Raw genomic sequence first — 18391 nt, 5'->3', positions numbered from 1 at the left:
TCCAGAGGCCGGCCGACTCGCCGACCGCCGTCGGCGGAGGCAGAGTGGAGGGGTGGGTCCAGGGGCGCAGCGGAACGCGGCGCGGGCGGCGGATGCCTACCGGGCGCTGCAGTGCCATCTCGCCGTTGGTGACGGCTCCGGTCTGTACCGCGAGCGGTACCCGGTCGCGCCCGGCGACAATGCGTACTCCTATGAGTGGCCGTTCTCCCAGGTGCACGGCGCCACGCTGGACCTGGCCGGGCTCCCCGGCAGCCAGGGCACCGCCTACCTCGACGACCTCGCCGCCCGCGCGGTGGGCCAGGAGCGGTACTGGATGGCGTCAGGCGGCGCGACGGGGCGGCCCGGCTATGCCTCGTATCCGCTGCGCCCCTACGGGCCCGGCGGCGACCTCTTCTACGACGACAACGAGTGGGTGGGGCTGCTCGACGTCCAGCGGTACCTGATATGCGGCGACCGCCAGGCGCTCGCCCGCGCCGAGGAGATCTTCGAACTCGTGGCGTCCGGCTGGGACAGCGACCGCCACCATGCCTTCCCCGGAGGCGTGTTCTGGACCCAGGCGGGGTGGAGCCGTGACCGCAACACCGTATCCAACATGCCGGGAGCATTCCTCGGGCTGCGTCTGTATCTGATCACCGGCCGGGAGCCGTACTTGACGGGGGCTCGCGCGATGTACGAGTGGACCAACGGCTGCCTGTTGAGCCCGCAGGGCCTGTACTGGGACCACATCAGCCTCGACGGCGCTGTGGAGACCACGTTCTGGTCGTACAACCAGGGCGTGCCCGTCGGCGTCAATGTACTGCTCCTCGAGGCCACCGGCGACAAGGTGTATCTCGACCGGGCGGCGCGCCTCGCGGAGGCGTCCCTCGCCCACTACACGACCGGCACGGGGCTCCTCTCCCAGCCCCCGTACTTCAATTCGATCTACTTCAAGAACCTGCTGTTGCTCGACGCGGCGACCGGGGGCCACACCTTCCGCGACTCCATGTCCCGATACGCAGACGCCGTCTGGGATCGCTGCTACGACACCAGCACCGGGCTCTTCCGCTTCACGGACGGCACGGACGGCTCCGGCGGCAACGACGCTCGGACGCGATCGCAACCCGCCCACTCCATGCGGACGCAGACACTTGAGCAGGCCGCGATGGTGCAGATCTATGCCGTCCTCGCATGGGACCCCGCCGACTACCGGTTCCTGTACTGACGTCCCCAGGCTCCCTCGCGGTGGGCACGGGCCGGATCAGAGGCGGTCTCCTCCGCCCACCCGCCTCGCCGATCCCGACGGTCCGGCACGGACTGCCGGTACAGGCAAGCCCGGTGACGCATTTGCCGGGAACGGTGGTAGCGCAGCAGCATGACTCTCCTTTGCAGCTCGATGAGCGTCAGCAGACGGCGGCGCGCTCGGTAGCAGAGACGGCGGACGCCGGAACGCACACGGGCGGCCATGGCCGACGCCCTCGCATGTACACGGAAGCCGCGGCCGATGACCGAGGACGTACATGTCCACGACGAGCCATACCGGACCACTGCCTGGGCCCTGCTGGAGCGCAAGTGTCCGACTGGTTCCGGTATCTGCTTCGCCTCGATGTACGGACACAGGATGGGGCGCGCCATGAAGCCAACCCTATATTGAAATGGTTTTCATTTCCAGCTGCGCCCGCGCATCGCCCTCCGACGGCCCGAACCCTGTGCTGCTCGAGGAGTCATACACTCACGTCGCTACGGATCGTCAGCAGCTCGGGCCGCGAGGAATTCCGTCCAGCCTCGGCCGACGAAGGTGCCCCAGCAGACCGCAGTGGTGCCGTGCATGCCGAGGAGCCGAGGAACCCGGACAGGACCGTGACCGGCAGCCGTTCACTCATGACGCGATCAGCCTTCGGGAAGCAGCAGGCCGCGCTCGTAGGCGCGTACGAGCCGGCGCGGGACCTGGTATTGCCGTCCGTCGATGGTGATCGGTACGAGGTCGGGCGTGCTCGCCTTCCATTGGGCTCGCCGGTGACGGGTGTTGCTGCGGGACATCTTGCGCTTGGGCACGGCCATGACGCGGCTCCTCGGCTGAAATGGTTTCCGCCCCAACGCTACATGCAAGTGGATTTCATTTTCAAACTGGTTGGGGTTCTGTGCTGCTCGAAGAGGCATCGCAGGTGACCGACAGGTGCGGCCGGCTCACTGGGATCACGGCAGCGTGATCATGTCCTTGCGGTACAAGGTGGCTCGGAGGTCGCTCTCCATGCCGTCGGTGCTGCTCCACCCCGAGACAACGAATGATGCCGAACGGCATGCATTCCTCATTGGGCCTGGGGTCGCCGCTGGGCGCTGTCCGGGCAGACGCCGCTGAGTTCCACGGCGTGACGGACGTTCGCGAATCCGGAGGTCCCCGCGATCTTTTCTACCCAGCTCTCCACAGGGTCGGAATCGACGGGCAGGCTGAGGCTGCACTCCGTGCACAGCAGGTAGTGACGATGGTCAGGGCCAGGGCGATAACGGAAGAGGCGTTCACCTTTGATGTCCCGCACGACGTCGGCGCGCCCGGCCTTGGCCAGGGCGGTCAGGGTGCGGTACACCGTGGACAGCCCGACAGACGACCCATCGGACACCAGGCGTTGGTGCAGAGCCTGGGCGCTGACGAACTCCCCCGCCGCGACCAAGGCGCGCAATACGACTTCGCGTTGCTGCGTCGGGCGTCCGATCACCGCCACTTCCTGCGATGGCCCGATGTCAGGTCGGTTGCTTGCCATCACCGGGCTTTCCCTAAGGTCTCCGCGGGGACTGCGGTACGGATGGGCGAATGGGTCGAGGGCCGGGCAGTTATGCCGCTTCTGCAGCGGCAAGCGGTTTTTGGGCCTGGGTCTTGCGGTATGTCTCGCGCGCCCAGCGGACCGCGTGGGCCAGGACATAGGCGGCGAAGGCAAAGGCGGTCACGAAGAAGCCGACGGGCCAGTTCGCCTGATAGGCCGCGGCGATCGGATGGACGGCCGCGCAGCGGTCGTCCATCGGTGGGGTGATGCCGGAAACAGTAGATGGCAATGATTTTCACATCGATCAGAGATGAAAATCATTGCCACCCCTTGACCCGGCAGACGGCTCCGCGGCTACCGCCTCCCGCAACCGGCGGCAGCCCCAACTGACGTTGCGCGCAACTGTTACCAGCTGCTCTTGCGGACGCCGGGCAGCTCTCCCGCGTGCGCCATCTCGCGCAGCCGGATGCGGGAGATGCCGAAGGCGCGCAGGTGGCCGCGGGGGCGGCCGTCGACGGAGTCGCGGTTGCGCAGGCGGGTAGCGCTGGCGTCGCGCGGTTGCCGGCGCAGTTCCCGCTGGGCTGCTGCGCGCTCGTCGTCGGTGGTGTGGGGGCTGGCGGTGATCGCCTTGAGCTCCGCTCGGCGCTCGGCGTGGCGGGCGACGATGGCGCGGCGCTGTTCGTTCTTCGCGATCTTGCTCTTCTTCGCCATCAGACCTTCCCTCCCCGGGCGCGGATGCGGGCGACGGCCGCCTCGATCCCGATGCTGTCGACGGTCTTGATGCCCTTGGCGCTGAGTGTGAGCCGGACGTGACGGCCTTCGCTGGGCAGCCAGTAGCGCTTGTGCTGGATGTTCGCATCGAAGCGGCGCCTGGTGCGCCGGTGCGAGTGGGAGATGCTGTTGCCGAATGCGGGCTTGCGGCCGGTGAGCTGGCAATGGGCTGACACGGTTTCCCTCCGGTGGGCGGTCGAGGTAGAGGTCCTCACCTTAGCCCTTGATGAAAATGAAAACCAGTTCTGTGTATCGTGGCGTCATGGCCCGCAACGAACTCCGCCCGATCATCAAGCTCAAGTCCACCGCCGGAACCGGCTACACCTACGTGACCCGCAAGAACCGCCGCAACGACCCCGACCGGCTGGTCCTACGCAAGTACGACCCCGTCGCCGGCCGTCACGTCGACTTCCGAGAGGAGCGCTGACCACCCATGAAGCCCGGCATCCACCCCGAATACCGGCCGGTCGTCTTCCGCGACCGCGCAGCCGACTTCGCCTTCCTCACCCGCTCCACCGCCACCAGCGACAAGACCATCGACTGGGAGGACGGCAACACCTACCCCGTCATCGACGTCGAGATCTCCTCGGCCAGCCACCCCTTCTACACCGGCACCCAGCGCGTACTGGACACCGCCGGACGCGTCGAACGCTTCGAACGCCGCTACGGACGGAGGACGCAGTGAGCAGCTCCGCGCGGCTGCCCGTGGCGATCGTCGCCGGCCTGTGCGAAGGCGCCCGCCGCGCCGCGGTCGGCGACATCCTGCGCACCGTGCCCGGCACCGTCGTCCTCCACCACGACCTGTCCGCCGCGCCGGCAGGGTCCGTACACCGCACCATCCGCGACGCACACGGACCGGTCAGCAGCGGCCACACCCCACTGGTCAACGACTGCGCCTGCTGCGCCCTGCGCGAAGACCTCGTCCCCGAACTGCTGCACCTTGCGGACTCCGGCACCTACCGGCTCGCCGTCGTCGAACTGTGGGACTCCGTCGAACCGCAGGCCATGGCCTCCGTCATCGCCGCCGAAGACGAAGCGCTGGAGGTGACCGGGGTCGCCACCGCGGTCGACCCCGCCCTCGTCCTGCCATACCTCGCCAACGGCGACGACCTCGCCGAGGCCGGCCTCGCCGCAGCCCCAACCGACCAGCGCACCATCGCAGACACCTACGCCCGGCAGATCGAATACCCCACCCTCCTCGCCCTCGCCGACGGCGAACAGGACGCCGACGACACCGACCACGCACTCCTCGCCCAACTCACCCCCGCCGCACGGCGACTCCGCGTCGGCGACGGCACCTTGGGCCCCGCCCTACTGGCCGGCTTCGACCTCGCCGCGGCAGCCGCACGGCAACACCCCGCCTGCGCACTCCTGCCGCAAGAGGCCGACGAACACGGCGTGACCACCCTCGTCTGGCGCGCCGACCGCCCATTCCACCCAGCGCGGCTCTACGCAGCGCTGGAGGACCTCGCGTGCGCCGCCGCCCGCAGCCGCGGCCGCTTCTGGCTCGCCGACCGCCCCGACACCCTGCTGAGCTGGGACGCGGCAGGCGGCGCCCTGTGCGTGGAGTCGGCAGGCCCCTGGCTGGCCGCACTCCCGGACGCCGCCTGGGAGATGGTCCCGCCCGAACGCCGGGCAGCCGCCGCCCTCGACTGGCACCCCGAACACGGCGACCGCCGCCAACACCTCACCTTCACCTCACCCGGCCTCGACCACGACGCCCTGGCGGAGCTCCTCGACTCCTGCCTGCTCACCGACGCCGAATACACGGCCGGGCGGGACGCCTGGCAGCACCTGCCCCACACCTTCGACGAATTCCTCGACCCGGTCCCCTGACCCCGGCAGATCCACCGAGAAAGGTTCTGGCATGTCCCCCCGTACGTACTCCAAAGGCCGCGACCGCGCCCCCCGCAAGCGCGCCAACCCTCTCGATGCAGCAGGCATCACCTACATCGACTACAAGGACACCGACCTGCTGAGGAAGTTCATCTCCGACCGCGGCAAGATCCGCAGCCGCCGCGTCACCGGCGTCACGCTGCAACAGCAGCGCCGAGTCGCCCAGGCCATCAAGAACGCCCGCGAGATGGCACTGCTCCCCTACGCCTCACGATAGGCCCGCACACACATTCGGCCGCCGTCGACCCGATGTGGTCGACGGCGGCCGAACCCTTCAGCTCGGCAGTCCCGCAGCAACGGAGACCGGTTGAGCGGTGCCCCGTATCGAAGTAAAGCGATCACACGCCTCGGCGTCTGCACAGTTCTGTCCGCAAACGGAGACGATTCGCAGGCCAATTCGCCGACCCTGAGGCGATCATCCAGTGCACATACGGAAGTTGTTGAAGGCGCCTGGAGCGTCTCAGGCCGACTGGGGCGGCGACGGCGCGTCAGCCAGCGGCCTGCGGCTGTTCGGGGGCGCAGGGGGCGGAGGGTTCTGCCAGGTCGGCCTGCCATCGGGCTTCGAACTTGCCGAATCGCCAGAAGAGGAGGGCCGCGACCCAGGTGGCGGCGAAGAGCCCGGCGATCACGAAGCCGGCGCGGTTGATGTCGAAGTTGGCCATGAAGTCCCAGAAGGGACCGCTCAGGTGCAGTTCGCTGGTCAGCACGCCGAGGACCTCGATCGTGCCGATCAGGAAGGCAGCGGCGATGGACAGGCCCGTGATGACCAGGTTGTAGTAGACCTTGCGCACCGGCCGGGCGAAGGCCCACCCGTAGGCGAAGTTCATGAAGCAGCCGTCGAGGGTGTCGAACAGGATCATGCCGCCGGAGAAAAGGAGGGGCAGGGCGAGCACCGCGTAGAAGGGCAGTCCCGAGGTCGCGGCGTACGCGGTCGCCGCCAGCAGGACGACCTCGGTGGCGGTGTCGAAGCCGACACCGAAGACCATGCCGACAAAGAACAGCTGCCAGGTGTGGTTGATCGAGCGCATGAACCGGCCGAAGAAGCGCCACATCAATCCTCGGGCCTGGAGTTGGCGTTCGAGTTCCTCCTCGTCGAACGTGCCGCGGCGCATGTCGCGGAACACCTTGGCGATCCCGCTGAGCACCACCAGGTTCAGCGCCGCGATCAGATACAGGAACCCCGCCGACGTCAGCGTTCCGAGCATGCCGCCCAGCGTCTCGTAGGTGGAGTTCGGGTCGACCATCGCCCCGAACACGGCCTTGGCGGCGATCGTGATACCCACGCCGACGGCGACCACGATGGTGGAGTGGCCCAGCGCGAAGAAGAAACCGCTGCCCAGCGGCCTCTTCCCGTCCGCCATGAGCTTGCGCGTGGAGTTGTCGATCGCGGAGATGTGGTCCGCGTCGAAGGCGTGCCGGGCGCCCAAGGTCCACGCGGTCACCGCCACGCCGAGGCCGACGCCCAACTTGTCGTAGCGGAAGTGGTGGGGCAGCACCGTGAAGATGAAGATGCCCCAGCCGAAGCCGTTGAGCGCCAGGATCACCAGGGTCATCGCCCCGAGCCTGCCCCACTCGGCGGGGTGCAGCGCGTGCACGATCGTTCGGGCCTTGGCCGTCAAAGCTGACACTGGGCATCCTCCTCGGGATGCTCACAGGCTCGGGGCCTGGCCAGCAACCCGGAGGACCTGGGCCGGACCGACCTTCCTGCGAGGCTGGTATCCGTGGATGCGGCAACAGGCGACCGGACTCATCCCCCATCACAGGGGCTTCACCGTTGCGGGACAGTACCGGGTTCACACCGGGTTTCGCTGAGGCTGCACCATCACCGCGGTCGGCGGAGACCACGTCAGCGTAGAGCCAGGCGGACCTCCCCTTCAAGTCTGCGCAATTGATGAGGTGATGTGGGAGAGTTGTCACATGCACCTAGTCCCAGCCGAGCGGGCTCACCAACCGTCCATCGACGACCACCGGGTATGCGAGGCCATCGAGGCACTCGGCGATCCGGAACACCTCGCCACATGGGCCGACCGCTTCTCCCTGCTCAGCGACCCCCACCGGCTGGCGATGCTGCTCTGCATCAGCCAAGCGGGACCCATCAGCGTCACCGACCTCGCCCTGGCCACTGGCATGAACGCCACCGCGGTCTCCCAAGCCCTCCGGCTCCTGCGTGCGGCGGGCGTGGTCACCGGAACACGCGACGGACGGGTGATCCGCTACCAACTGGCCGACGAAACCCTCCTCCCCCTGATCACGATGGCCACCCCGACACGCGCGGGCGCAGCCGCCCGCGGGGGCAAGCGATGACGCTCGTCCACTCCCGGGACCGGGCAGGCTTCGTCGTCAACGCACTCCTCATCCCCTGCCTGCTGGCGGCGATCCGCATGACGGAGTCCGGCTTCGCCACCGCCGCCGACATCGACACGGGCATGGAGCTGGGCTGCGCCCACCCGATGGGACCGCTCAGGCTCGCGGACCTGATCGGGCTGGACACCGTGGCCTCGATCGCCGAGTCGCTCTACGACGAGTTCAAGGAACCCCTCTACGCCCCTCCCCTGCTGCTCCAGCGGATGGTGGCGGCGGGACTGCTGGGCCGCAAGACCGGCCGGGGGTTCCACGTATACGGCCAGGGCTGAGGAGCCTGGCGCGTCCGGGCTGAGGGGCCCCGGGCGGGACCGCCGGTCGATGGATCCGGCGGCTCCTCGCAGGGGAAGGGCGGGAAGCGCAGGTGTGGCGCTTCCCGCCCTCGGCCCGTTCCAAGCACGTCGACCGCGTGTCTCACCTCGCTTTACGAATGCTGGACATGACCCGACAGACAACCGGACGGCCCCCTAGGGTGGCCGGTGCAGCTGGTTCGCCCCGTCCGCCAGGCGGGAGCGTCGCAAGAGGGAACCCGGTGAGAATCCGGGACTGCCCCGCAGCGGTGAGCGGGAACGACCGCCGTCATACGCACTGGGCCCGAAGAACAGGGCCTGGGAAGCGACGGCCAGTAGGTGTCCTCCCCTGTGAGGACGTGCCCGCGAGTCCGAAGACCTGCCAACTGCCCGTGCGCGAACCACTCGTGCACGGACATCCCGGTGACCTCGAGGGCGGGTCGGCGTACACAACCGAACGGACGGCCAGGGGCCGCTGCCGTCCGGTCCGTCACCCTTCGCGTTCTCGTCCCGTCCCCGGGACCTCAGGGATTCATCTCGCGAAGGAGATCTCCGTGACCACCACGCCCGCAGCCGCGGCAGCACGGGCCACGTGTACGGCTACCCACGCCAGGGACGGAACCGGGAACTGAAGAAGGCGATCGAGGGCTACTGGAAGGGCCTCGTCACCGCCGACGCCCTCCGCGCCACCGCCGCCGACCTGCGCACCGCCAACTGGCGGCAGCTTGCCGAGGCCGGTATCGACGAGGTGCCGACCGGCGACTTCTCGTACGACGACCACGTCCTGGACACCACCATCATGGTCGGCGCCATTCCGGAACGCCACCGGGATGCCGTCGCCGGCGACGCGTTGGACGGGTATTTCGCCATGGCGCGCGGCACCCAGGACGTCGCGCCGCTGGAGATGACCAAGTGGTTCGACACCAACTACCACTATCTGGTCCCGGAATTGGCCCCGGACACCGTTTTCACGGCCGACTCCGCCAAGCAGGTCGCGGAACTCAAGGAGGCCCTCGCTCTGGGCCTGACGCCCCGGCCCGTCCTCGTCGGCCCCATCACCTACCTCCTCCTCGCCAAGCCCGCCTTTGGCGTGGCCGCCGGCTTCGACCCGCTCACCCTCCTCGACCGGCTGCTCCCGGCGTACGCCGAGGTCCTCGCCGACCTGCGCGCGGCCGGCGCCGAGTGGGTGCAGTTCGACGAGCCGGCCCTCGTCCAGGACCGCACCCCGGCCGAACTGAACGCGGCCGAGCGCGCCCACCTCGGTCTGCCCCTACGGCCGACGACCACCACCGGCTCCTTCCCGCAGACCGCTCAACTGCGCACCGCCCGCGCCGACCTGCGCGCGGGCCGAATCGACACCGCCGCGTACGAGCACCGCATCAAGGCCGAGATCCAGGAGGTGATCACCTTCCAGGAGACGGCCGGACTGGATGTCCTGGTGCACGGCGAGCCTGAGCGCAACGACATGGTCCAGTACTTCGCCGAACAGCTCACCGGCTACCTCGCCACCCAGCACGGCTGGGTCCAGTCCTACGGCACCCGCTACGTCCGCCCACCGATCCTCGTCGGCGACATCTCCCGCCCCGAGCCCATGACGGTGCCGTGGGCTGATCACTCGACAAAACAGCAGGCCAAGCCCTGTGCAGCCATTCTGGAGCGGTACGGGCCTGGGCGGCCCAGCACGGGCAGGGTGGTGAGGAGCATGGATGAGTGGCATGTGGTCCTGCCCGGCCGGATGCCGGCCTACCTCACCCCGGAGCGCTACGAGACCAACTTGGCTCGGATGGAAGCCAACCGGCAGATCGCTGCCGTTGCCGGCGCCGCGTGCACTGGGTCAGCGTTGCTGGCCGGGCTGTTGCGGTGCGGTCTGTGCGGCGGCCATCGGATGACGGTCAGCTACCATTCGCCGGCCAGCCCTTTTCCCTCGCACAACTACCACTGCGGCTATCTGCGTGCCAGCTACGGGACTGGTCAGCTGTGTCAGCACATCGCAGGCCCCGCTCTGGATGCGTATGTGGTCGACCAGGTCATGGCAGCGATCGCACCGGCTGCGTTGGAGGTGTCCTTGCGCGCCGCCGAGCAGGCCGAAGCGGAGCGAACGGCACTGGACCGGCTGTGGCAGCAGCGGCTGGAGCGCGCCCGATACACAGCCGACCCCGCCCGACGCCAATACCAGCTGGCAGACAATGACGGACCGGGAGGAAGGCACGCGGACTGTCTGCCGGGGCCGGGCGCAGGCCGGGGTTCCAGGTCAGGGATCGACAGGTGTCCGGCCGGCCGCCGCCGTGGCCCGGAACTCTTCCACGAGCCGACGACTGTAGGCCGTGTACGGATGCTCGGCACCAAGGCTCCGCTCGCGTCGGTCCGATACATCCGTCATCATCTCGATCGCTGAAACAAGGTTGCCAAGTGAAGCCTGGATCCGTGCGCAAAGAGTCCGGGCCGAGAGGGTGATGGGGTAGTCAGGACCATAACGTCGTTGGAATTCGTCGGCGACCCGATGGGCCTGTTCCTCGGCCGGCTGGAAGCGGCCCAGCGTGTGCAGCGCCAAGGCGTAGTTGAGTTGTGCTTCCAGGGTGATCGAGTGTTCCGGGCCCAGTAGTGAGGCGCATTCTTCGGGAAGCGGCATCGCGGCGCCATCGATCACGGCGCCGAGTTCGGAGGCGGGCAGGCATTCAAGCAACATGACGCGGGAGCGTAGGGTGAGGGGGTGGTAGTTGCCCAGCACCCGCTGTTGGCGTCCGATGGTCTGCTTCAGGAGTTCGGTGGCCTCCTGGATCCTGCCGAGTTGTTCCAAGGGGAATTCGAGACCGAAGCTACTGTCCAGTGTGTCGGGATCGTCGGGACCGAAGAGTCGCTCTCGATCCGCAAGCACGCGGCGGTGAAGGGCTTCGGCCTCCTCAAACCGGCCAAGACGGCATAGAGCTCGGCCGGTTCGTGCGTGTGCCTGCAGTACCAGCCGATGGTCCGGTCCGAGAGCAGGTTCTGTGATGGCCGCCGAGGTGGAGGCGACCTCCAAGGCAGTCAGGTAGTCGCCGGTGCGATGGAGTGCGATGGCCAGTCTCACGGCGGCATCGAGAGCCTCAACGGCGACTGACACGTCAGTGGCGTGCCGCAGCAGGGTGAGGGCGTGCGGCGCGAGCAGGCGCAGCCGCAGATCCGGCGGCCCGACGTCAGGAATGGCGGGGATGACGGCGCCGAGCAGCCGAGCCGCCGTGGCCATGACCGTCGTGACCTGCTGGGCCGGGCTGCCTGCCGCGACGCTGGCGAGCAGCACTCCGTGGGTCTGCACACAACGCAGGCCGACATCGACCAGCGTGGTCAAGGATTGGTCGAGCAGTCCGCGCAGCGCGGCTTCGACTCGTGCCGGCGGTAATACGGCGGACAGTTGGGGGCCGCTCAACAAAGACAGTGGCAGCGGGTCGGACCCGTAACAAGCAAGCAGCCGTAGCAGGGCCGTTGACTCCGGAAGCCCCTGCGCGGCAAGTGCGTCCAAGGAGAATTGCCACGTGCTGCTCACCAAGTGTCGGGCATCCTCTCGTCGAAGTGCGACTGCGCCTTGGTCGATGAGGTCTACGTGACCGCACTCCTGGAGCCGATGACCGTATTGCGCCATCGTCCATGGCTCGATCACCTGGTGGGCAAGGAAGCCGCCCGCGAGGGTGAGCGCCAGCGGCAGCCGTCCCAGCCGGTCCGCGATCTCGGCTGCCTCCTCCACGGTGCCGCTCTCCGGGGCAAGGTCGCACAGCACCTGCGCTGCATGTTCACGCGGCAACACGCCGACGTGGTGCAACTCGGCGTATGGCCACCAGCGTGCGGCTGCCTGTCGAGTGGTGACCAGCACCGTCCCGCGAGGACTGGCACGGAGCCATCCACCGTCTTGGAGGACGGCGGGGTCGTCAGCGTTGTCGAGCACGAGCAGCCATGGCACGTCGGACTGATCGAGCCGTCCCCACACCAGGTCCGCAGGGGCCCGCAGACCACTCCTCGCGGCCAGGAGTTCGCTTCCCTGTGCACCTCGGTCCGCGGCGACGGCGAGCATTCCGCCGCGCAATGTGGCAGCGTCGGACGCGTTGACCCACAGGCCGATGCGGCGGCCCGCCGCTGTGACGCGCTGAAAGAGCGTGTAGGCGACGGCCGTCTTGCCGCAGCCTCCCATGCCATGAAGCACGTACACCTGGTTGCCGGTGCCGGACTCGACGGCCTCCTGCAGGTGGTTCATGAGCTCCGTACGATCCCGGAGAACCGTCGGGGCACGGCCGACGGCCGGTCGGCGTATCGAGTCCGGACTCGTCCAGGCATGTGAGCCCGCATCGCCATGGTGGTGATGCTCGATGATGTACTGGTCGCGGGAGGCCTGGTACACGCGGCCTTGGCCGTCAGCGCGGCCCTGCATCACACCGCTCACCGTTCCGCGATGTGTTGGTCACGACCAGCCTGATAGATCCGTGCCTGCCCGGAGGCGATGGCATGCTGAGTGATGGCCGAATCGGTCACCGGCTGAGGGCCCAGCTCGTCCAGAAGGGCCCGCAACTCCAGGGCTATCTCTGGTCGGGCCGCGAGGAGCCGCCGCACCCGCCCTTGCCACTCCCTTTGAAGCTCAGGCTCGACGTTCTCGTCGCCAGCCGAGCGCGCGGCGATCACGTCCTCGCGGGTGGCATCGAGTTCGGCCGCGATGGACTCGGCTCGCTCGGGATGTACCCGCCTCCACAGAGACACGATTCCGTCCCGAGTACGGTGCCAGGCATCGGTAGCCATAAGTGTGACGACCGTAGTACCCGCGCTGGTTGCGAGTGCGGCGATCTCCGGTTCCATGAACCCCCCGTCAGTACGGTGACTGTGCCTTGCGCATCCTACGCTTTGAAGAGACACGTTCTCCTGCCGTGTCGGTGGAGGTTTCGTTCGCCCATCGTCGGCTCCAGGCGTTCAGCGGGCGAAGCGCCTCGACGAGACCCTCACCAAGCGGGGTGAGGTGATAGCCGTCACGGTGCAGGGTGAGCAGGCGGGTGTCGGCCAGCTCGTCGAGTCGGGTGCTTGAGCACGCTGGAGGACATGCCCTCGCAGCGGCGCTGGAGTTCGCGGAAGCCCGCCGGGGCTTGGCTCAGCTCCCACAGGATGCGCAACGTCCAGCGCCTGCCGAGCAGGTCGAGCGCGGCCATCACCGGACGGCCCGTCTCGGATCCTCGCCGGCACGCCCGGCCGAGGCGCTCTGGCTTCCATATCCGCTCGTTGCGCTTCGCTTGTCGAAGCATCATAGTGATGCGAAAATCGAAGCACCATGGAGCGTCGCATGCCGCGCATCGAACCGCTCAACCCGCCGTACCCTGCTCCCATTGGTCAGGCACTCCGCCGCTGGATGCCTCCCGGCGTCACCCACGAGCCGCTCACGCTGTTCCGGACGCTGCACCGCAACCCCGAGCTGACCTCACGGACGTTCCCCCTGGGCGCCGGGCTGCTGGGCCACGGACTCCTGCCCACCATCGACCGCGAGATCGTCATCGCCCGGGTGACCGCGCGCTCCGGCTGCGCCTACGAATAGGGAGTGCACGCCGCGGCCTTTGCCCAGAAGGTCGGACTCAGCCCACAACAGCATCGGGCGACCACCGGAACCAACAGTGCCGCGGACGCCGGATGGCTGCCCCGCCATGCGGCACTGCTCGACGCAGTCGACGAGCTGCACGACACCGCGCAGCTCTCTCAGCCTGCCTGGAACGCCCTGCGCGACCACTACGAGGACGCCCAGCTCCTTGAGTTTCTCGTGCTGGCCGGCTGGTACGAACCATCAGCTACCTGGCCAACGGGCTCCTCCTGGACCAGGAATCCTGGGCGACCCCGTTTCCGTCCCGCTGACCATCTCACCCACCACCGACCGAAGCCCCATCCCGGCACGATGCAGGAGCAATTCCGTGAGTCTCCACGTCACGATCGTCCACGCCTGCCGGCGTGCTGGGCGGGGCGGGAGCCCGACCGCGGTGGTCGATGAGACGCTGCTGACTGCCGCCGACCGTCGTACGGTCCCGGTCGCGGCGGGCACGTCACATGCCGTGTTCACCTCGGTCGAGGAACACGGGCCCGGCCGTCCGGCTGCGTCGCTGCGCTTCTTCACCGCTGCCGGAGAACTGCCCGCCTGCGGTCACGGCACCGTGGCCGCGCTGGCGGTACTCGCCGAACGCGCCCAGGCGCGGGAGTACGAGGCAGTACTGCGCGCTGGGAGCCGGACCTTCCTCGGTCGGGCCACCGGCGGCGACAACCGGTACGAAGCCGTATTCGATCCCGGCCCCGTCCGGCTACGCACCCCCGCCGCGGCCGAGAGCGAACCGGTCCTTGCCGCCTTGGGCATGGATCCCGCAGAAGCGTCGGCAGGTTGCCGTATCGCCTCGGTGGGACGCCCACGGATGCTGGTGCAAGTCGCCGATCGTCATGCCCTGGCAGATCTGGCGCCCAGCATGCCCCGCCTTCGCGCGGCGTGCGACCGGCTGGGACTGCTGGGCTGCTACGTCTACAGCACGCCGTCACCTGACGGACGAGCCGCGGCCCGCATGTTCGCCCCCTCGATCGGTGTCCCCGAAGACATCGCCAACGCCAACAGCACCGCCTGCCTGGCCGCACACCTCGCCGGCCACGGCCTCTCCGCGCTCGACGTCGACATGGGAGACTCGCTCGGCCAACCCTCCACCATCGCCACCATAGCCACCAGGACCCGTCCCGGTCCCGCAGGTCCGCTGATCCGAGTCGGCGGCACCGCGAGTATCGCCACGGGCATCTCCCTCATCTGACCGACTCGCGGCGCAGACCGGCGTTCCCCTGGGCTGTCCTACGGCTTGGCCGCGCTGACGATGAGGAGCGGGGGCCTGCGGAGGTGATCAGCGAGCCCCGGTGGTGTCCCCTGTCGTGGTGTAGCCGATCAATCGGCCGTTGTGTTGGTGGTGTTGGGTAGTCCGGGGGCACTTTCGCGAAGCTCGGCGGGGTAGATCTGGTCCATGCTCCCCTCGGGGACGAACGGCGGGGGGATGCGATCCACTCGTCGTGCATCTCGAAGAGCACTGCGGTGACCAGCCGCAGCAGCGAGTCGTCGTTGGGGAAGACCTGGACGACGTCGACGCGACGCTTGATTTCTCGGTCGACCCGCTCCAGCGGATTTGTGGACTGGATCTTCTTCCAATGGCGTTCCGGGAAGGCCGCGAAGGCCGTCAGGTCGTCTTTGGCTTCCAGGAGCATCTGCTTGACCTGCGGGAACTGCGCGCTGAGCATGTCTGCGACCGTATCGAGCTGGCCGCGGACAGGCGGCCTGGTCAGGCTGGGCAAAGATGGTGCGGATGGTGGCGGCGACCATCTCGGCGGCGTCCTTCGGGATCACGCCGAAGACGCTGCGCAGGAAGTGCACCCGGCAACGCTGGCAGGAGGCGCCGATCATCACCTCGCGGATCGCCTTGACCAGGCCCGAGTGGTGGTCGCCGAGCACGAGCCGGACCCCGTTCAGGCCACGTTCGCGCAGGTGGCGGAGGAACTGGGTCCAGAACACCTCGGTCTCGCTGTCGCCGACCATCACCCCTAGCACCTCTCGGCCGCCGTCCTCGGTGATACCGGTGGCGATCACCACGGCCCGGGAGACGATCTGGTGCGCGACCCTGGCCTTGCAGTACGTCGCGTCCAGGTACATGTAGGGGAACCGGACATGGCCCAGGGGCCGGGTGCGGAAAGCGGTCAGCTGGGTGTCCAGACCGGCGCAGATCCGCGAGACCTCGCTCTTGGAGATCCCGCTGTCCGCGCCAAGGGCCTTGACCAACTCGTCGACCGAGCGGGTGGACACTCCGTGGACGTACGCCTCCATGATGACGGCGAACAGGGCCTGGTCGATGCGGCGGCGCTCCAGCAGGCTGGGGAAGAAGCTGCCCGAGCGCAGCTTGGGTATGGCCAGGTCCAGGTCGCCGGCCTGCGTGGTCAGCGCAAAACCGACAAAGGCCGCCTCCGTTACTCACGGAAATGGCCTTCGCCCTGCGAAAACGCTGGTCGGGACGACAGGACTTGAACCTGCGCCCCCTTGATCCCCAGTGGCGTCGCGACCCTCCGTAGCCAGCCGTGCCGCACCGTAGCCGTCAGCTCGGTGCCCGTATGCCGCCGTACCAGGTTGTTGGAGCCCGTATCGCGCTCTGATCGCGCCTATTCGAGGAAGCTCCAATGGGCGACGGACTGCGAGGCCGTGTAGGCCGGTCCTGAGCACGACGGATTAAGACGCGCTCACGGGGCCCGAGGAGATCCAGGTTGCACTCCAGACTTCTGAGGCGACAGGCGCTGCCCCTCCCCCGCCACCCCGCCCGGACCACCCGTACACCGGTTTGCGTGGTACGTCCGCGGTATTAGCGTGGCAGGAGTGGGGACGCAGCCCGATGAGGGAGATGGGCACGTGGCCACTTTGATCTCCGTGAACGTGGGCCTGCCCAAGGGTGTCCCTTGGCACGGAAAGACAACACACACTGGGATCTGGAAGCAGCCCGTCACCGGGCCTCGCACGGTCCGGCGGCTCAATGTGGACGGCGACGGCCAGGGCGACCTCGCCGGACACGGCGGTGAGCAGCGCGCCGTGCTGGTCTACCAGATCGACTCGTATCGCTACTGGCAGGAACAGCTGAATCGAAACGACTTCACGCTCGGCCAGTTCGGCGAGAACTTCACGGTCGACGGACTGCCCGACAACGAGGTGTGCATCGGCGACCGCTACCGCATCGGAAGCGCGGTCTTCGAGGTCACCCAACCCCGCGTGACCTGCTACCGGGTAGGGCTGCGGATGGACGAGCCGCAAATGGCCGCTTTGCTCGTCTCCCACCACCGTCCGGGCTTCTATCTGCGCGTACTCACCGAAGGCCAGGTCGAGGCCGGCGACGAGATCGCCAAGATCGCTTCAGGCCCCGAAGAGATGACCGTCACGGAGATCGATGCCCTTCTCTATCTGCCGGGCCACGAGCGAAGCCAAGTCGAGCGTGCCCTGCGCATCCCCGCGCTGAGCCCGGGCTGGAAGGCCTCCATGCAGTCCCTCCTCGAAGAGGAGGACCGCCAACCGGGCGCGACTGCCGGCAACGCCGGCCTCACCTCGGCCGCCGTCAGCCCGCCGCCGGCCTGGCCCGGATTCCGTTGGCTGAAAGTAGCCCGCATCGACGCAGAAACCAGCAGCGTCTTCTCCCTGACCATGACCTCAACCGACGGCCGACCGCTTCCGGCGGGACTGCCCGGCCAATTCCTCACGGTGCGGCTGCGGCCGGACACCGACAGCCCGCCCTTGATCCGCAGCTACTCGCTGTCCGGCCGGCCAGGCGCCGCGGCCTACCGGATCAGCGTCAAGCAGGAGCCGCGCGGCGCCGCGAGCACCTACATGCGCCAGCATCTGAAGGTGGACGACCTCCTCGAAGTGGCTGCGCCGCGAGGAACATTCACCCTCACCGACGGTGATACACCTGTCCTACTGCTGTCAGCCGGCATCGGCGCGACTCCCGTCCTGGCCATGCTGCACGCACTTGCCGACGCACGCCCCCGACGCCCCGTGTGGTGGCTGCACGCGGCACGGGACGGCCGCAACCATCCTTTCGCTGACGAGACGCGCAACCTGCTGGCACGTCTGCCCAACAGCCGCACCCACATTGCATACAGCCGTCCGCGCGACAGCGACCGGATAGGCATCGATTACACAATGGCCGGGAGGCTCTCCGCCCAGAAAATACGCGACCTGGATCCCCCGCAGGACGCGGACGCCTACATATGCGGACCGACCGCGTTCATGCAGGACATGACCAGCGCCCTCGCAGCCCGCGGGCTCGCGCCCAACCACATCCACACCGAGACCTTCGGCGCACTGTCGCCCATCACGCCGGGCATGGTGCCGCAATCCGGCAAAGTCCCCCACCAGCCCGCTCACCCTCCCGGCCAGGAGCCCGGCCCCACCGTCTCATTCGCCCGCAGCGGCCTCGCCGTGCCGTGGCATCCCAGCTACGGGACACTGCTCGAACTCGCTGAAGCGTGCGACGTACCCACACGGTGGTCCTGCCGTACCGGCGTCTGCCACACCTGCGAGACCCCCGTACTGTCGGGCCGCGTCGACTACTCGCCAGAGCCGGTCGACGCACCGGCAGAAGGCAACGCCCTCATCTGCTGCTCGCAGCCACCGGCAGACCTGGTCCTCGACCTGTGACCAGGCGCAACAGCACGGGACACCATGCTGCCAGGCCGCCCTCCTCACCCCCTGGGCCGATCGCGCCCAACCGCCGATCATGCACCTGAACAGACTCGTTCCGGGCGGACCAGTACTTCGCAAAGGGCGAGCGGACGGATCTGCGTGAACGCCACCAA

18 protein-coding genes, 3 pseudogenes and 1 riboswitch are annotated in these 18391 nt (G+C 68.2%); of the genes and pseudogenes, 11 read left to right on the top strand and 10 right to left on the bottom strand.

The genetic code is table 11. The annotated features are described in order from the left end of the window. Window positions 1-52: 52 nt before the first annotated feature. Window positions 53-1201 (top strand): glycoside hydrolase family 76 protein, encoded by a 1149-nt coding sequence (locus tag NGB36_RS23670; RefSeq protein ID WP_255922449.1) that lies wholly within the window; start codon window positions 53-55, stop codon window positions 1199-1201. Between the two features lie 665 nt (window positions 1202-1866). Here NGB36_RS23670 and rpmF read toward each other — a convergent pair. From rpmF to rpmB, 5 genes are all read right to left on the bottom strand, one after another. Next, complete coding sequence (gene rpmF / locus NGB36_RS23665) at window positions 1867-2037, bottom strand: 50S ribosomal protein L32 (RefSeq protein ID WP_255922448.1); 171 nt, start codon at window positions 2035-2037, stop codon at window positions 1867-1869. A gap of 248 nt (window positions 2038-2285) precedes the next feature. After that, window positions 2286-2735, bottom strand: coding sequence for a Fur family transcriptional regulator (locus NGB36_RS23660; RefSeq protein ID WP_255922447.1), 450 nt, complete (start codon window positions 2733-2735; stop codon window positions 2286-2288). Window positions 2736-2805: 70 nt separating this feature from the next. After that, window positions 2806-2991, bottom strand: a complete 186-nt coding sequence (locus NGB36_RS23655; RefSeq protein WP_255922446.1) for a hypothetical protein — start codon at window positions 2989-2991, stop codon at window positions 2806-2808. A 149-nt stretch (window positions 2992-3140) separates the two neighbouring features. After that, window positions 3141-3446 carry a 30S ribosomal protein S14 gene (gene rpsN / locus NGB36_RS23650; protein WP_255922444.1) on the bottom strand — a complete coding sequence of 102 codons (306 nt, stop codon included), beginning with the start codon at window positions 3444-3446 and terminating at the stop codon, window positions 3141-3143. Next, a complete protein-coding gene (gene rpmB / locus NGB36_RS23645; protein WP_255922443.1) occupies window positions 3446-3682 on the bottom strand; it encodes a 50S ribosomal protein L28 in 237 nt (78 codons plus the stop codon). Before rpmB ends, rpsN begins: the two co-directional genes overlap by 1 nt. An 86-nt stretch (window positions 3683-3768) precedes the next feature. On the opposite strand from rpmB, the gene rpmG reads away from it, so the two are divergent. The 4 genes from rpmG to rpsR are packed head-to-tail and all read left to right on the top strand — an operon-like array spanning window position 3769 to window position 5619. Beyond that, entirely contained in the window at window positions 3769-3933 is a 165-nt protein-coding gene (gene rpmG / locus NGB36_RS23640; RefSeq protein WP_255922442.1) for a 50S ribosomal protein L33, read from the top strand. 6 nt (window positions 3934-3939) lie between these two features. Then, complete coding sequence (locus NGB36_RS23635; RefSeq protein WP_255922441.1) at window positions 3940-4191, top strand: type B 50S ribosomal protein L31; 252 nt, start codon at window positions 3940-3942, stop codon at window positions 4189-4191. Further along, a complete protein-coding gene (locus NGB36_RS23630; RefSeq protein ID WP_255922440.1) occupies window positions 4188-5342 on the top strand; it encodes a CobW family GTP-binding protein in 1155 nt (384 codons plus the stop codon). The genes NGB36_RS23635 and NGB36_RS23630 overlap by 4 nt, the downstream gene beginning before the upstream one ends. A 31-nt stretch (window positions 5343-5373) precedes the next feature. Further along, the gene (rpsR, locus tag NGB36_RS23625) at window positions 5374-5619 is read left to right on the top strand and encodes a 30S ribosomal protein S18 (RefSeq protein ID WP_255922439.1); all 246 of its coding nucleotides are present in this window, start codon (window positions 5374-5376) and stop codon (window positions 5617-5619) included. 271 nt (window positions 5620-5890) lie between these two features. On the opposite strand, the gene nicT is transcribed toward rpsR, so the two are convergent. Further along, a complete protein-coding gene (nicT, locus tag NGB36_RS23620) occupies window positions 5891-7030 on the bottom strand; it encodes a Nickel transporter NicT (RefSeq protein WP_255922438.1) in 1140 nt (379 codons plus the stop codon). A 289-nt stretch (window positions 7031-7319) separates the two neighbouring features. Here nicT and NGB36_RS23615 point away from each other — a divergent pair, with 289 nt between their 5' ends. The 3 genes and pseudogenes from NGB36_RS23615 to NGB36_RS23605 form a co-directional block, all read left to right on the top strand. After that, the gene (locus NGB36_RS23615; protein WP_255922436.1) at window positions 7320-7706 is read left to right on the top strand and encodes an ArsR/SmtB family transcription factor; all 387 of its coding nucleotides are present in this window, start codon (window positions 7320-7322) and stop codon (window positions 7704-7706) included. Then, window positions 7706-8035 (top strand): annotated as a pseudogene (locus tag NGB36_RS23610) (3-hydroxyacyl-CoA dehydrogenase family protein); the annotation flags it as partial. The gene NGB36_RS23615 and the pseudogene NGB36_RS23610, both read left to right, overlap by 1 nt. Window positions 8036-8232: 197 nt before the next feature. Then, window positions 8233-8454: riboswitch (cobalamin riboswitch) on the top strand. Window positions 8455-8607: 153 nt separating this feature from the next. Continuing rightward, a pseudogene (locus NGB36_RS23605) lies at window positions 8608-9635 on the top strand (5-methyltetrahydropteroyltriglutamate--homocysteine S-methyltransferase); the annotation flags it as partial. 669 nt (window positions 9636-10304) lie between these two features. On the opposite strand, the gene NGB36_RS23595 reads toward NGB36_RS23605, so the two are convergent. The 3 genes from NGB36_RS23595 to NGB36_RS33870 all read right to left on the bottom strand — a co-directional run bounded on the left by NGB36_RS23595 (window position 10305) and on the right by NGB36_RS33870 (window position 13212). Next, complete coding sequence (locus tag NGB36_RS23595; RefSeq protein WP_308288915.1) at window positions 10305-12275, bottom strand: tetratricopeptide repeat protein; 1971 nt, start codon at window positions 12273-12275, stop codon at window positions 10305-10307. Between the two features lie 182 nt (window positions 12276-12457). Beyond that, complete coding sequence (locus NGB36_RS23590; RefSeq protein ID WP_255922435.1) at window positions 12458-12868, bottom strand: hypothetical protein; 411 nt, start codon at window positions 12866-12868, stop codon at window positions 12458-12460. Window positions 12869-13035: 167 nt separating this feature from the next. Then, complete coding sequence (locus NGB36_RS33870; RefSeq protein ID WP_372509512.1) at window positions 13036-13212, bottom strand: winged helix-turn-helix transcriptional regulator; 177 nt, start codon at window positions 13210-13212, stop codon at window positions 13036-13038. A 131-nt stretch (window positions 13213-13343) separates the two neighbouring features. On the opposite strand from NGB36_RS33870, the gene NGB36_RS33865 reads away from it, so the two are divergent. Then, window positions 13344-13592 (top strand): hypothetical protein, encoded by a 249-nt coding sequence (locus NGB36_RS33865; protein WP_372509511.1) that lies wholly within the window; start codon window positions 13344-13346, stop codon window positions 13590-13592. A gap of 367 nt (window positions 13593-13959) precedes the next feature. Beyond that, on the top strand, window positions 13960-14829 hold the full coding sequence (locus NGB36_RS23575; protein WP_255922433.1) for a PhzF family phenazine biosynthesis protein: 870 nt from the start codon (window positions 13960-13962) through the stop codon (window positions 14827-14829). Between the two features lie 128 nt (window positions 14830-14957). On the opposite strand, the pseudogene NGB36_RS23570 reads toward NGB36_RS23575, so the two are convergent. After that, window positions 14958-15992 (bottom strand): annotated as a pseudogene (locus tag NGB36_RS23570) (IS256 family transposase); the annotation flags it as partial. Window positions 15993-16457: 465 nt separating this feature from the next. Here NGB36_RS23570 and NGB36_RS23565 point away from each other — a divergent pair. Continuing rightward, window positions 16458-18233 (top strand): MOSC and FAD-binding oxidoreductase domain-containing protein, encoded by a 1776-nt coding sequence (locus tag NGB36_RS23565; RefSeq protein ID WP_255922431.1) that lies wholly within the window; start codon window positions 16458-16460, stop codon window positions 18231-18233. Window positions 18234-18391: the final 158 nt, after the last annotated feature.

Source organism: Streptomyces humicola (genome assembly GCF_024436035.1).
Taxonomy (GTDB): Bacteria; Actinomycetota; Actinomycetes; order Streptomycetales; family Streptomycetaceae; genus Streptantibioticus_B; species Streptantibioticus_B humicola.
Note: the sequence above shows the minus strand (reverse complement) of the source record. Positions and strands in the feature narration are given on the sequence as shown.

Excerpts from the sequence above, each read along its gene's own strand:
- rpmF (WP_255922448.1), bottom strand. The coding sequence starts at position 2,037 with ATGGCCGTGCCCAAGCGCAAGATGTCCCGCAGCAACACCCGTCACCGG.
- NGB36_RS23660 (WP_255922447.1), bottom strand. The coding sequence starts at position 2,735 with ATGGCAAGCAACCGACCTGACATCGGGCCATCGCAGGAAGTGGCGGTG.
- NGB36_RS23655 (WP_255922446.1), bottom strand. The coding sequence starts at position 2,991 with ATGGACGACCGCTGCGCGGCCGTCCATCCGATCGCCGCGGCCTATCAG.
- rpsN (WP_255922444.1), bottom strand. The coding sequence starts at position 3,446 with ATGGCGAAGAAGAGCAAGATCGCGAAGAACGAACAGCGCCGCGCCATC.
- rpmG (WP_255922442.1), top strand. The coding sequence starts at position 3,769 with ATGGCCCGCAACGAACTCCGCCCGATCATCAAGCTCAAGTCCACCGCC.
- NGB36_RS23635 (WP_255922441.1), top strand. The coding sequence starts at position 3,940 with ATGAAGCCCGGCATCCACCCCGAATACCGGCCGGTCGTCTTCCGCGAC.
- rpsR (WP_255922439.1), top strand. The coding sequence starts at position 5,374 with ATGTCCCCCCGTACGTACTCCAAAGGCCGCGACCGCGCCCCCCGCAAG.
- NGB36_RS23615 (WP_255922436.1), top strand. The coding sequence starts at position 7,320 with ATGCACCTAGTCCCAGCCGAGCGGGCTCACCAACCGTCCATCGACGAC.
- NGB36_RS23595 (WP_308288915.1), bottom strand. The coding sequence starts at position 12,275 with ATGAACCACCTGCAGGAGGCCGTCGAGTCCGGCACCGGCAACCAGGTG.
- NGB36_RS23590 (WP_255922435.1), bottom strand. The coding sequence starts at position 12,868 with ATGGAACCGGAGATCGCCGCACTCGCAACCAGCGCGGGTACTACGGTC.
- NGB36_RS33870 (WP_372509512.1), bottom strand. The coding sequence starts at position 13,212 with ATGGCCGCGCTCGACCTGCTCGGCAGGCGCTGGACGTTGCGCATCCTG.
- NGB36_RS33865 (WP_372509511.1), top strand. The coding sequence starts at position 13,344 with ATGCCGCGCATCGAACCGCTCAACCCGCCGTACCCTGCTCCCATTGGT.